Genomic DNA, 13,016 nt, shown 5'->3' on the forward strand with positions numbered 1-13,016 from the left:
TAACTCGATGAAATAAATAATAATATCTCAACTCTACAGGACTAACCCATGAACATCAGAAATGTGATGCTGTGCCTCTGCGCGCTGCTGCTCAGCCTGAGCGTGAGCGCTAAAACCTTCACCGTCGGCGTCGCGCTGGCGAACTTCGATCTCAACTTCGTCTCGATTCTGCGCACCCAGATGCAGGCAGAGCTGAAAGCTAACCAGCTCAATAGCCAGTTTGTAGATGCCAAAGGCGATGTCGCGCTGCAAGTGCAGCAGGTGGATGATTTTGTTAATCAGGGTGTCGATGCCATCATCCTCAATCCGGTGGACACTCAAGGCGTATTGCCAATGATTACCGCGGCGAAAAATGCCGGCATTCCGCTGATCTTCGTCAATCGTAAGCCAGAAGTGAAACTGCCAAGCGACATGGCGTATGTTGGTTCAGACTCGGCGTTGGGCGGAGAAATGCAGATGGAAGCGCTGGCGAAGAAGATGAATTACAAAGGCAACGTGGCGATTTTGATGGGCGCGCTGTCGAATGAAGAAGCGCGTGAACGCACCCGCGCGGTGGAAGCCGTGATTGCCAAATACAAAGATATGAAGGTGATTGAAAAGCAGAGCGCCAAATGGCAGCGCAACGAAGCGGTGGATGTGGTATCGAGCTGGCTGCTGAATCAGCGCCCGATTGACGCTATCGCGGCGAATAATGATGAAATGGCGATTGGTGCCATCATGGCGCTCAACCAGGCGAAAAATGAGAAGATTTTGGTCGCCGGTATCGACGGCACGCCGGATGGTCAGCAGTTCGTGAAGAACGGCAAAATGACGCTGACCATTTTCCAGGACGCGAAAGGGCAGGCGACCGGCGCGGTGCAGGTGACTAAAGCGCTGCTGGAGAAGCAGAAAGTGCAGGAGTTCAACTGGATTCCGTATCAAACCATCACGCCTGAGAACTATGCGCAGTTCGCGGCGAAATAACATTTTTATTTACCAAAACTCTCCTGCTCGCAGGAGAGTTTTACGCTGGAAACCCGATTTATTCCTCCTCCACTTCGCTTTATTTGCCTAACTCTGACTGATAAACTCCGGCTGCAACCAGAATTGTCTCTGGTTAATGATTGCTCAGGCATGATGCATTAACAGAACGCATGCGTTCGACCGGAGAGAAGTGCAGGATGGATAAAGAGATTCTCAACACCATAAATTCTCAGCACCTTTTTCCCGCGCACAGCGACCGGCATATTTTTTTTGGTGTTGATGGTAAATTCATTGGCCACTCGCTGATTACCATCATGTCGATAATCAAGCATGCCAATGATGTTCGTTATCACTTTCATCTTATCTCTTCGGAAATATCTGCAGTTGATACTGCGCGTCTGGAAAAAATATTCGCTGGATCGCCACATGGGTTAACGCTGCATCATATTCAGGATAGTTTGTTTAGCGCGTTCCCTACCACAGAGTTGTTCACTCGCGCGACCTATTATCGTTTTCTCGCTCCGCTTATCTTGCCGCATGCCACTAAATTGCTTTATCTCGATGCCGATATGGTGTGTCTGAATCCTCTTGATGAATTATGGCAGATTGCCATGCCAGCTGACGTTATTGCCTTGGTGGTTGGCGAGATTCAGGCATTGCAACCGCAGTTGGCTGAAAAGGTGGGCTTGCGTGGAAAGCGCTATTTTAATGCCGGCATGATGCTGATTGATGTTCAAAAGTGGAACCGCGAGCAGATCAGTGAACGCGCTTTTAATTTGCTTAGCGAAAAGGGAAAACAATTCCAGTATCTCGATCAGGATGCGTTGAATACGTTGCTTGAGGATCGTGTGATATTTACGGAAACGCGCTTTAATACCATCAATATGCTCTCACACGATGATAGCGGTTATACACAGGATGTGCCGAAAAATACCTGCTTATTGCATTATGCGGGTGCCGATAAACCCTGGCAGCGGTGGAATCAACAGCACGTTGGCCATTACTATCGCGATCTTTATCAGATTTCACCATTAGCCGACGTCTCTTTTGAAACACCGAAAAACGCGCAACAAGCGAAGAGAATGTACAAATTTTTGTTCCGTAGTCATCAATGGATGCCGGCACTCTATTGGCGCATTAAGTATTTTAAAATGAGGTATTTTTGAGTGCAGACTTTACGTTTAAAGCCGCTGTTAACCGAAAGCAATATTTATCAGCTGTGCTTTCTGCTGTTAACCCTGGCATTTGCGACCTCGTTAGTTATCCCCGCATATCCTAAGAAAACATTTTATCTGGTGGGTTATTTAACGCTATTTTTTCTGCTGGCCCAGGGAATAAAAAGAAAATTCATTATCGATAAGAGTGCTTTCATCGTCGCTATTCCCATTCTATTATTGGGCATAGTCAGGGTAATATGGTCGCGTATTTATGCCGATGCCTATTTTAGCGATGTAGTGGATAACTATTTTCAGGGCGGTAAACTTTTCATTATCTCCGCTTTTGTCAGCTATTTTTTCATTGCGTGGCGTCACTGTTTGTCAGCGAAAGTCCTGCGCATTAGCGTGTGCTTGTTAATTTTTGGTTTGCTGCTGACGCTGGGCGCCGGCTGGTACGAACATGCTCAGACGCAGCAACGCATCAAATTACTCACAGATTCAGCCGGTACCGTTTCATACCTGATGACGGCGTTAGCATTAACTGCCCTGTTTATTGTGAATAAGGTGATAGTTCGCCGCCTTAATCAAATTCTGCTGTTCACCGCTATCTTTGTGGTGAATATGCTGCTGATGTTCCTCACTGAGTCACGTGCGGCGGTGTTGGTGCTGCCCGTTTTATACTTGCTCTGTTTTTATCTGGTTCATCGCTGGGCAGGAAAATATTCGCTGGTGATTTTAGTTCTTTGCATTGCGGGGGGGCTGTTCTTCATGCCCAGCTCCATTATGCATCGGTTGGACAACATCCAGAACGAAATAGACAGCTATCAGAAAAATAATGATACCTCAATTGGTGCGCGCTTCTCGATCTGGAAAAGTGGCTATCACAGCGTTTCCTGGTCGCTGCTGGGGCAAAGTCCGGATGACAGAACGGATAAAGCGCGCGTTTATATTAAAACCTATGAACGCGCTAATCCTGAGGCTTATAAAAATGTGATGTATCACTTGCACGATGATTTTTTAGAAACGCTTTCGCTGCAAGGTATCGCGGGTGCTGTCACCCTGATTCTTTTTTATGTCGGTTTAATTGTGGCGGCAATACGTCGTCGGGCATTGGATGTTGCGCTGCTTCCTGTTTCCATTTTTATATTCGGTTTGACTGATACCGTATGGATTCAAAGCAGTTCAGTATTTATTCTGATGGCATCGATTATTATGAGCTATGCGCTGATGCAGCATAAGCCCCGAACGCATATCTAATATTTGTCAGGTCGCCATTGAAGGCGACCGATTTTCTCAACGCTTCAGTTCATTCTCCGCAATTTCATTCTCAGATATTTTTTCTTCAAACTAAATCTGACTTTACTGTCCAGCAAAAATGAAACGAAAGAGACGTTTTCAATCGCCTGCTTCACCACCTGTTTCTCATGTTCATCGTTAATCAGCGGATAAAACTTATGCGCCAGATTGATCCAGTGACAAGCGAGCAGGTTGCGGTAGCTTTCACCGAGCACATTATCCATCTGTTGCGTGGCTTTGATCAGCATCGATATTTTATCGGCATCCAGCGCGCTGGAGAGACTTTTTTCTCGTTTGAAATAGAGATACGGGCTCTGCTTCGCTAAAAATATCGTCTGACTGGCTTTCAGAATCGAGGGGAATAAATACGCATCTTCGTAGCAACTGAAGTCAGGGAAATGGTTATCTTCCAACAGCGAGCGTTTAATAAACTGACCGATAAAATGCGCCTGAATATCACGATGGATGAGGAATTTTTCAATCACCTGATGTTGCGACAAGGCGTTGACCTGCAAACCTTTCCACTGCTGTAGTTTGGTCTTCTTTTCATAAATTTCATTCAGCGGCGCCAGCAGAATATCGGGTTGTTGCGCCTGCAAAAACTGCACGATGTCAGCAAAAGAGTTCGGCAAAAGCTGATCGTCACCATCCAGCATCGTGACAAAATGGCCGCTGCATTTGCTGACGCCGAAATTTCTCACTTTGCCGATGTTACGGAACATCACGTCAAAGATTTTCACCTGGCTGAATGAAGCGGCAAAGCTGTGCAGCAACGCGCTGGTGTTATCTGTGGATGCGTCATTCACCAACACAACCTCGACCGCATCCTCAACGCCAGAGCAGGCCTTTTTGAGGCTGTTTAACGTCTCAACAATGTATTTTTCGCAATTGTGAGCCGTGACCAGGACGCTGAGAGTGCAAGGTGAATCCATAGTTAGCATCTATCCGTTAATGTTCTGAGAGCATTCATTGCTAACAAGTCTATCGCTTTCTACGCTGAAGGGAATGAAATTGTGTTGCATGGTTTAGGTAATCATACTCACAGCTCTGCGCGTCGTTAATCAGCACAACTAAACTTTCCTCCCGCCTTGCCGATGTTTTTTACCACTGAGTCCGTGCGCTTTGCCCCACGATTTTGGGGCTCTACGATCAACTTCTGGTGTGGAAAAATGTCATGATCGCAACGCCCTTGTCAGGCCCGGCGGCTTCGCCGGTGGAGATGGTTTCGCTCAAACGTATCGCACAGCGCGCGGATAGCCTGGCGGTGTTCCTCAGTTGGGCGCTGTTGCCGATTGCACTTGGCGTTGGCTGGCTAAATGACAGCGTGCTGGTGGCGCTAATTGCGGGTTTGGTATTGGCGCTGCTGGCGACGTTTTTCGGCACCGCGCTGCGCGGTACGCTTACGTCGCGGCTGGTCTTATCCGCGCTGTTAATCGGCTGGGCTGGGCTGCTTATTCAGGTTGGCGGTGGCGCAACCGAATACCACTTCTCGGTGTTTGTGTTGATGTCGGCGCTGCTGGCGTGGCGAGATGTGCGCCCGTTATTGATGGGCGCTGCGGCGGCAGCCACGCATCATATATTATTCAATTATCTGCAGGAAAATGATCTGTTTGGCGTGGTGGTGTTTCATCATCCCGGCTGGGACATGGTGTTTTTTCACGCGCTGTTTGTCGTGGTGCAAACCGCGATGCTGCTGGTGATTGCACGCCAGATGGCAGCGGATGCGCGCTCGGCCAGCGAAGTGGCGCAACTGGCGGCACACATTAATCAGCAAGCCGGTTATCTCACGCTGCGTGCCGATACTCAGCAGAGTGAAACGCCGTTCGCGCGCACCTTCAGTACTACGCTTGGGACCCTACACGGCACTTTGCATCAGGTCAGCGACGGCGTCGGTCAACTGCTGGCGGAATCCGACAGCATTCTGGAGCGCAACGCCGCGCTCTCGACGCGTACCGACGAGCAGGCGCAAGCGCTGGAAGTGGCGGCCAGCGCCATGAGCGAAATCAGTATCGCTGCCAGCTTAACCCGGGACAAAGCGCAAAGCGCGTGCGAGCTGGCGAGTGAAACCCGCGCGGTGGCGACGCGTGGTGAAGAGAATATCCAGTCGGCGATTCGCTCGATGGAGAAAATCAGCGAAGAGTCGATAAGGGTGAAGATCATCCTGGAGCTGATCGACGGCATTGCGTTTCAGACCAACATTCTGTCGCTGAACGCCTCGGTGGAAGCGGCGCGTGCTGGTAATCAGGGACGCGGTTTTGCCGTGGTCGCCAGCGAAGTGCGTAATCTGGCGATGCGCAGCGAAAGTGCGGCACGCGAAATCCGTCAACTGATGGATGCCAGTTCCACCAGCACCGAACATGGCACCGTGCAGGTGGAGCATGCGGCGCAAACCATGCGCAAGATTCACAGCAGTATTAGCGGGTTATCGCAGCTGGTGACTGAACTGTCGGCGATGAGTGAGCAGCAGAATTTGAGCATTGAGCAGATTCAGCAGAGCATCAATAGCATTGATCACAGCGTACATCATAACGTGCAGCACGTGGCCGAAACGATGCAAGTGGCGCAGCAGCAACAGCAGCAGGCCAATGCGCTGAAGCAGGCGATTTCATTATTTAAGTTGGGGTAAGCGTGACCTTTGCAAAGGTCGCCATGAATGGCGACCTTACGTTAGTTACTCTACGCCATTAACCAGCAGCACGCGGTATTTCGCGCCTTTCAGGCGATGCGCTTTGGCTTCCTGATACGCCGGGCTGAAATACCAGCCTTTCGCCGCCTCAGCATCCGGGAATTCGAGCACCACCACGCCTTCCGCTTCCGGGCCTTCCAGCGTTTCCAGGGCGCCATAAAACGCCAACGGGGTGATGGGATGGTCGCCGCGCGCCTGTCCGGCTTTCTCGGCATACGTCGCCAGCTCGTCCTTGTCTAAGGTTTCGTCCTTAATAAACACCACATATGCAGCCATTATTTCTCTCCTCGCGCCTGGCGTTTGTCTTCAGTGTTGTTATCGAAATCGGCGGCATCATGGCGCTCCAGCAGCTGATCCTGCGGCTCGGCACCAAAAGCGCGATTCACTTTACGCCCGCGAATCACCGCCGGACGCTCGGCAATCTCTTTTGCCCAGCGCACCACATTTTTGTACGACTGCGCATCAAGGAATTCGCTGCCGCCATATTGGTTGTTCAGCACCAGATTGCCGTACCACGGCCAGGTGGCGATATCGGCGATGGTGTATTCGTCACCGGCGAGGAAGCGATGGTCGGCCAGATGACGATCCAGCACGTCCAGCTGACGTTTAGCTTCCAGCGTGAAGCGGTTGATGGCGTATTCGATTTTTTCTGGCGCGTAGTGATAGAAGTGGCCAAAGCCGCCGCCGAGGTACGGCGCAGAACCTTGCAGCCAGAACAGCCAGTTCAGGGTTTCGGTGCGGCCTGCCAGCGAGGTCGGCAGGAAGTGACCGAACTTCTCGGCCAGATAGAGCAGGATATTGCCGGATTCAAACACGCGCTGCGGTGGCGTGACGGAATGGTCGCTCAGCGCCGGGATTTTCGAGTTCGGGTTTACATCGACAAAACCGCTGGAGAACTGATCGCCATCGCCGATGCGGATCAGCCAGGCATCGTACTCGGCGTCTTTGGCGCCCACCGCCAGTAACTCTTCCAGCAGGATAGTAATTTTCTGGCCGTTTGGCGTGCCGAGCGAGTATAGCTGCAGCGGATGTTTGCCGACCGGCAAGGTTTTGTCATGCGTCGGCCCGGCGGTTGGACGGTTGGTTTTCGCGCCGTTACCTTTGGCTTCCGGGTCCCAGGTCCAGACTTTCGCGGGCTGATACTGATGTTCCGACATAGTGGTTTCGCCTTGTTGTGATTGTATTTTTGCTGCTACTGAGTGTAGCAGCGCGTGATACAGGCGATTTAACCGCGCTGGCGGTGGGACGCAAAGTCCGATTATGTAAAGTTCTCTTGCGTAAACAGCATAAAGTCCACTCTACCAGGCTGATAGGTGTCGGGGATGTCGCCCTCTTCCAGATGCCGCAGCATCAGCGTTAAGGCAAGCTGAGCATGGCGCAGGGTGTTTTGATCGAGGGTGAGGTTCAGCACGCGATCCTGCAACAGTCGGCGTGTGGTGCTGTACAACTCGTGCGTGACGTACAGCACTTTACCGTCGAGACGATGACGCGCCAGCGCTTCGTGCACCTGTGTGTTGCCAATGCCGGTGTTATACAGCCCGACAATCGGCGGCGAGGCGGCCAGCGTTTTTTCTAACAGGCGGCTGATGCGTTCGCGCTCATCCTGACCGGCAAGAATCTCGCGCAGGCGCAGCTGCGGAAAGCGTTCGGCCAGCACCGCCTGAAAGCCCTCAATGCGCAGGCGGTGGGCTGCGTAATCCGCGCGTCCGCTCATCAACACCACTTCACCCGGCTGCGACAGCATACTACCGAGCATCAAACCGGCGGTGCGCCCGGCTTTGTATTGATCGATACCGACGTGGCACAGCCGCGCGGCATCGGGCAGATCGGCGACCAGCGTGATCACCGGCACGCCGCGCGCTTTACAGGCGGCGAGCGCATCGTAGATTAGCGGGTTTTGATGGGCGAAGACGATCAGCGCATCCATCTTTTTACTGCTGGTGGTGATGTGTGCGGCGAGTTTTTCCGGTGCATTTTCCGGGATCAGCGTGCGATGCAGACGCAGGCGGCGATAACCGAGTTGGTCGGCGAGTTTGGCAAAGTCTTGCGCTAATTGCTGAAAGAAGAAGGAGGCGTTGCCGCTGAGCAGCACTTCGATCTGCCACGGATGGCGATGTTCCTCGGGCAAAATGCGTTTTAAACCGGCGTCACGCGCGGCCTGCAGGATTTTTTTGCTCATGGCGTGCGATACGCCACCGCGATCGTTGAGTACCCGGTCAACCGTGGCGACACCGACGCCCAGTTGTTTTGCCAGCTCGGCCAGCGTCACTGCTTTCATGTTGCGTGCATTCCAATAGAGCGGGCCCTCATCCTAACCTTCTCCCGCCAGCGGGAGAAGGGACCGATCGAGCAAGCCGCACCATCCCGTTCCCTCTCCCGGTGGGAGAGGATTAGGGTGAGGGCATCAGCGCGCACTCAACTATCCCAACAGCTCACGCTCAATCAGTTCGCGGGTTTCCACCGCCTGATACTTCATCTTCTCCGGATAACCGAACAGCGCCGCCGAGATAATCGACTCGCCGCCAACCTTAAAGGTGCGGTTGGCAAAATTCATCTCGCGCAGTGCTTCAAACAGCGCATCGAAATTCACTTCGCCTTCACCGACCGCCACGTGCTGGTGGATGGTGGCATCCACGCCTGGCGGGTTGACGATATAACGGCAGTGCTTGGTGTGGTTCATGGTATCGGCGATCAGCATATGTGAAAGATCGTCGCCGGCGTAATGCAGCATGTTCTTCACATCGCCCACACCTTTGTCGTAATAGAAGGTGTGCGGCGCGCTGTAGATGTACTTCACGTTTTCGCTGCGGAACGACTTCACAATGTCTGCAGTTTCGTTGCTCTGCTCACAGAAATCCCACGGATGCGCCTGAATTTCGACGCGGATGCCCTCACGTTCGATGATCGGCAGCAGCTCTTCCATCGAACGATAGAACATCTCTTCACAAATTTCTGGCTCGTTGGGATTGCCCGACAGCTCGGTGTTGATCACCTGCACGCCCATTTCGACGGCAATCTCGATCATGCGTTTCCAGTTCTTCACCGCCGCCTGACGACGCAGTTCATCCGGGCCAGACCAGCGATATACGGTAATGAACGAGGAGATCTCCAGCCCGGTCGCATTCAGCGCGTTTTTGTATTCGCGCATGATTTCACGGCTGGCTTTCGGATGTTTATAAAACGGGTTGATCTGCGGGTGCGGCGACTGCTCGATGTACTTGTAGCCCCATTCCGCCACCTGATGCACCATGCGCGTGATGCCGAGATCCCTGATTACATCCACATCAAAAGCGATTTTCATTGTTTTCTCCTGAGCGTTAAGCGGTGCGGACTTTGATGATGACCATACTGATCTTTTTACGCGCTTCATCACGTATTCTGATGTGAAACCATCAGCCAGACCGCTTTGAATACGCACATGAATATCAAACATTTATTCTGAATGGTATTGAGATGAAATGAGTTATTTCATTTTTGCGAGAGCGATCAAAATAATGAGAGATTCCCTATCACTTGAAGCCAATTACTGATGATTCCTGTGCGGGATGATTGGTGATTTACCGCAGGTTAGGGCATTATTTTTGATAATTTATTATCATATCATTCAGGAAGTAGCGCATGAGTAAAATCACCATGACCGCGATTGCCACCGCCGCCGGTGTTGGCGTGGCGACCGTTGATCGCGTGTTAAATCGTCGTGCACCGGTGCGCGCCGCAACGGAGCAGAAGGTGCTGGAAGCCGCTAATCGCCTCGGTTATCGCATCGGCAATGTGCCGCTGCTGAGCGGCACCGCGCCAGCCGCCAGCGTGACGCTGCGCATGGGCTTTATCCTGCTGTCAAAATCCTACTCGTTCTATCATTCCCTCACTGATGCGCTACGCCAGCATACGCAGCCGTTTCATCCGGCAGGCAGCGAACCGCTTTTTACCTGGCACGACATTGATGATGTGGAAGCGGTGGTGGCCTCGCTGTATGCGCTGGCCGGGCAGGTGGATGCGATTGGCTTAGTCGCGCTGGACCACCCGCTGATTCGCCATGCGATAGAAAACATATCGCGTCAGGGCGTGCGGGTTTATGCGCTGTTTTCCAACTTTTCGCCGTGCGGTCACGCCGGTTATGTCGGTCTGGATAACCAGAAAGCCGGACGCACCGCCGCGTGGATTGCCACGCACCTGTTGCATCAGCCGGGTTCGGTCGGCGTGCTGGTGGGCGACCATCGCTTTATCTGTCAGGAGAGCAATGAGATCAGTTTCCGCTCCTATCTGCGTGAGCAGGACAGCGCGCGACGCGTGCTGGAGCCGCTGAAAACCAACGAATCGATTGATGGCGGCTACCGTTCCACGCGTCAGTTACTGGAAGAAAATGCCGATTTGGCACTGATCTTCGCGCCTTGCGGCGGCATTGAGGGCGTGATTCATGCGTTGCGCCAGCAGCCGCAGCGTAAGGTGGCGTTGATATGTCACGGTCCGGTGAAAGAGGGCGAGCTGGCGCTGATTGATGGCACCATTACGGTGATGATCCGCAACCGCATCGACGAAATGGCCATGCGCCTGGCGCAGATGGTGCAGCAGCATCATGCGCAGCCGGGCGATCATTTCTCCCAGATCATCCTGCCGTTTGATATCGTCACGCGTGAAAACCTGTAGGCCGCGTCGTTGCTGTATTTGATATATTTTCTATCATTTTAATGATGCGAAATACTATGATCGCTATCAAAAAATGAATTTTTCATGGTTGTTGATGATGAAATATTTATTTGATACTTGCGCCATCCACTACCGCAAGGAACGATCATGACTATCCATATTGCTAACGCGCCCTGTAGCTGGGGCGTTGATGACCCGAAAAATCCCTTCCTGCCGCCGTGGCAGAAAGTCCTGAGTGAAGCGTCGCAGGCCGGTTATAAAAGCATTGAGCTGGGCCCATGGAGCTATCTGCCGGTTGAGCCTGCCGAACTGCGTCAGCAGCTGGAAGCGCACGACTTGTCGCTGGTGGCGGGCACCATTTTTGATGATTTGGTGAGTGAAGCCAATTTTCCGGCGATGGTTGAGCTGACGCACAACATCTGTCGCAACCTGTCTCTGGTACCGACCGCGACCAAAACCCATGCGGACAACAAACCCGCACCTTATCTGGTGATTATCGACTTCGGTAATCCAGAACGCGCCAAATACGCTGGTCAATCCGCCAAGGCGCCGCGCCTGTCAGCTGAAGCGTGGCAGCGCATGATGCAGCACATCACCACGCTGAGCCAGATTGCCTGGAACGAATACGGTGTGCGTGCGGTGATCCATCCGCATGCCGGTGGCTGCATTGAGTTCGCCGACGAGCTGCAACAGCTGGTGGAAGACATTCCGCATGAAGTCGCTGGTTTGTGCCTCGATACCGGCCATCTGTACTACTCCGGCATGGATCCGATTCCTTACCTCAGCCGCTACTGGGATCGCATCGATTATCTGCACTTCAAAGACGTTAACGATGCGGTATGGCGCGACGTGATTGCGCGCGGCGTCGATTTCTTTGCCGCCTGCGCAGAAGGCGTGATGTGCCCGATTGGCAAAGGGGCAATTGATTATCCAGCGGTGCGCGCCTTCCTGGCGGAGCGCAATTATCAGGGCTGGATCACCGTCGAGCAGGAGCGCGATCCGCGTGATGCCGACACCAGCCTGCGTGACGTCACCGCCAGCCTGCACTATTTGCAATCGGTCGGATTCTGAGGAGAACAACATGATCAACGGCATTAAGGCTCTGGATCGCTCGCTGCGCTGGGGCATGGTTGGCGGTGGCGGCACCAGCCAGATTGGTTACATTCACCGTTCGGCGGCCACGCGTGATAACAACTTCACGCTGCTGGCAGGCGCATTCGATATCAACGCCGAGCGCGGCCGCGCCTTTGGCACTTCGCTAGGTATCGAAGCCGATCGCTGCTACGCAGATTACGAAACCCTGTTTGCGGCAGAAGCGGCGCGCGCCGACGGCATCGAAGCGGTGTCGATCGCCACACCCAATAACACGCACTTCGCCATCTGCCGCGCCGCACTGAATGCGGGTCTCCATGTGGTGTGTGAGAAGCCGCTGTGCTTCACCGCTGCCGAGGCCGATGAGCTGGAACAGCTGTGTGCTGAGAAGAAGAAAATCATCGGTGTGACTTATGGTTACGCCGGACATCAGCTGATTCATCAGGCACGCGAGATGATTGCCGCAGGTTTGCTGGGTGAGATCCGCATCATCAACATGCAGTTCGCGCACGGCTTCCATAACGAAGCGGTAGAATTGCAGAACGAGAGCACCAAGTGGCGCGTCGATCCGCGCTTCGTCGGGCCGAGCTATGTGCTGGGCGATTTGGCGACGCATCCGCTGTTTATCGCCGAAACCATGGTGCCGCATCTGCAGATCAAACGCCTGCTGTGCAGCCGCCAGAGCTTTGTCAAAACCCGTGCGCCACTGGAGGATAACGCCTTCGTGATGATGGAGTACGACAACGGCGCAGTCGGCACCATGTGGGCATCGGCGGTGAACTGCGGTTCGATGCACGGTCAGAAGGTGCGGGTGATCGGCGAGAAAGCCAGCCTGGAGTGGTGGGATGAGCAGCCGAATCAGCTGCGCTATGAAGTGCAGGGCGAGCCGGTGCAGATTCTCGAGCGCGGCATGGGTTATCTGCATCCGAGTGCGCTGGCTGACGACCGTATTGGCGGCGGACATCCGGAAGGATTGTTTGAAGCCTGGTCCAATCTCTATCGCCGCTTTGCGCTGGCAATGGATGCCACCGATCGTGGCGATCAGGCATTCCTGAAAGACTTCTGGTATCCGGGCGCGCATGCCGGTTTGATGGGCGTGCGATGGGTGGAGCAGTGCGTGAAGTCTGCGGATGCGGGATCAGTGTGGGTGACGTGCTAAGGGGGCGGTAAAGAAA

At 53.3% G+C, this 13,016-nt stretch carries 12 protein-coding genes; 7 read left to right on the forward strand and 5 right to left on the reverse strand.

Going from position 1 to position 13,016, the window contains the following annotated elements; translation table 11 throughout:
- Nucleotides 1-48 precede the first annotated feature (48 nt).
- From ACFQW4_RS14220 to ACFQW4_RS14230, 3 genes are all read left to right on the forward strand, one after another.
- Nucleotides 49-963, forward strand: coding sequence for a substrate-binding domain-containing protein (locus ACFQW4_RS14220; protein WP_137385009.1), 915 nt, complete (start codon nucleotides 49-51; stop codon nucleotides 961-963).
- Nucleotides 964-1,160: 197 nt separating this feature from the next.
- Nucleotides 1,161-2,129, forward strand: a complete 969-nt coding sequence (locus ACFQW4_RS14225) for a glycosyltransferase family 8 protein (protein ID WP_101762332.1) — start codon at nucleotides 1,161-1,163, stop codon at nucleotides 2,127-2,129.
- Nucleotides 2,130-3,377: an O-antigen ligase family protein gene (locus tag ACFQW4_RS14230; protein ID WP_217549996.1), complete on the forward strand. Its 1,248-nt coding sequence runs from the start codon at nucleotides 2,130-2,132 to the stop codon at nucleotides 3,375-3,377.
- Between the two features lie 44 nt (nucleotides 3,378-3,421).
- On the opposite strand, the gene ACFQW4_RS14235 is transcribed toward ACFQW4_RS14230, so the two are convergent.
- Entirely contained in the window at nucleotides 3,422-4,357 is a 936-nt protein-coding gene (locus ACFQW4_RS14235; RefSeq protein ID WP_110868109.1) for a glycosyltransferase family 2 protein, read from the reverse strand.
- 233 nt (nucleotides 4,358-4,590) lie between these two features.
- Between ACFQW4_RS14235 and ACFQW4_RS14240 the strand changes: the two genes are divergently transcribed.
- On the forward strand, nucleotides 4,591-6,042 hold the full coding sequence (locus tag ACFQW4_RS14240; protein WP_377725903.1) for a methyl-accepting chemotaxis protein: 1,452 nt from the start codon (nucleotides 4,591-4,593) through the stop codon (nucleotides 6,040-6,042).
- Nucleotides 6,043-6,087: 45 nt separating this feature from the next.
- On the opposite strand, the gene ACFQW4_RS14245 is transcribed toward ACFQW4_RS14240, so the two are convergent.
- The 4 genes from ACFQW4_RS14245 to ACFQW4_RS14260 all read right to left on the reverse strand — a co-directional run bounded on the left by ACFQW4_RS14245 (nucleotide 6,088) and on the right by ACFQW4_RS14260 (nucleotide 9,403).
- Complete coding sequence (locus ACFQW4_RS14245; RefSeq protein WP_277976898.1) at nucleotides 6,088-6,378, reverse strand: DUF1330 domain-containing protein; 291 nt, start codon at nucleotides 6,376-6,378, stop codon at nucleotides 6,088-6,090.
- Nucleotides 6,378-7,259: a glutathione-dependent disulfide-bond oxidoreductase gene (yghU, locus tag ACFQW4_RS14250; protein ID WP_377725905.1), complete on the reverse strand. Its 882-nt coding sequence runs from the start codon at nucleotides 7,257-7,259 to the stop codon at nucleotides 6,378-6,380. Before yghU ends, ACFQW4_RS14245 begins: the two co-directional genes overlap by 1 nt.
- 101 nt (nucleotides 7,260-7,360) lie before the next feature.
- Nucleotides 7,361-8,380, reverse strand: a complete 1,020-nt coding sequence (locus ACFQW4_RS14255) for a LacI family DNA-binding transcriptional regulator (protein ID WP_377725907.1) — start codon at nucleotides 8,378-8,380, stop codon at nucleotides 7,361-7,363.
- A 141-nt stretch (nucleotides 8,381-8,521) separates the two neighbouring features.
- A complete protein-coding gene (locus ACFQW4_RS14260; protein WP_007888450.1) occupies nucleotides 8,522-9,403 on the reverse strand; it encodes a sugar phosphate isomerase/epimerase family protein in 882 nt (293 codons plus the stop codon).
- A gap of 317 nt (nucleotides 9,404-9,720) precedes the next feature.
- Between ACFQW4_RS14260 and ACFQW4_RS14265 the strand changes: the two genes are divergently transcribed.
- From ACFQW4_RS14265 to ACFQW4_RS14275, 3 genes are all read left to right on the forward strand, one after another.
- Nucleotides 9,721-10,749, forward strand: a complete 1,029-nt coding sequence (locus tag ACFQW4_RS14265) for a LacI family DNA-binding transcriptional regulator (protein WP_377725910.1) — start codon at nucleotides 9,721-9,723, stop codon at nucleotides 10,747-10,749.
- A gap of 147 nt (nucleotides 10,750-10,896) precedes the next feature.
- A complete protein-coding gene (locus tag ACFQW4_RS14270) occupies nucleotides 10,897-11,820 on the forward strand; it encodes a TIM barrel protein (protein ID WP_110868105.1) in 924 nt (307 codons plus the stop codon).
- A 10-nt stretch (nucleotides 11,821-11,830) separates the two neighbouring features.
- Nucleotides 11,831-13,000: a Gfo/Idh/MocA family protein gene (locus ACFQW4_RS14275; protein WP_377725912.1), complete on the forward strand. Its 1,170-nt coding sequence runs from the start codon at nucleotides 11,831-11,833 to the stop codon at nucleotides 12,998-13,000.
- The last annotated feature ends 16 nt before the right edge of the window (nucleotides 13,001-13,016 follow it).

The sequence above is a fragment of the Pantoea sp. GCM10028869 genome (assembly GCF_042666835.1).
GTDB lineage: Bacteria > Pseudomonadota > Gammaproteobacteria > Enterobacterales > Enterobacteriaceae > Pantoea > Pantoea leporis.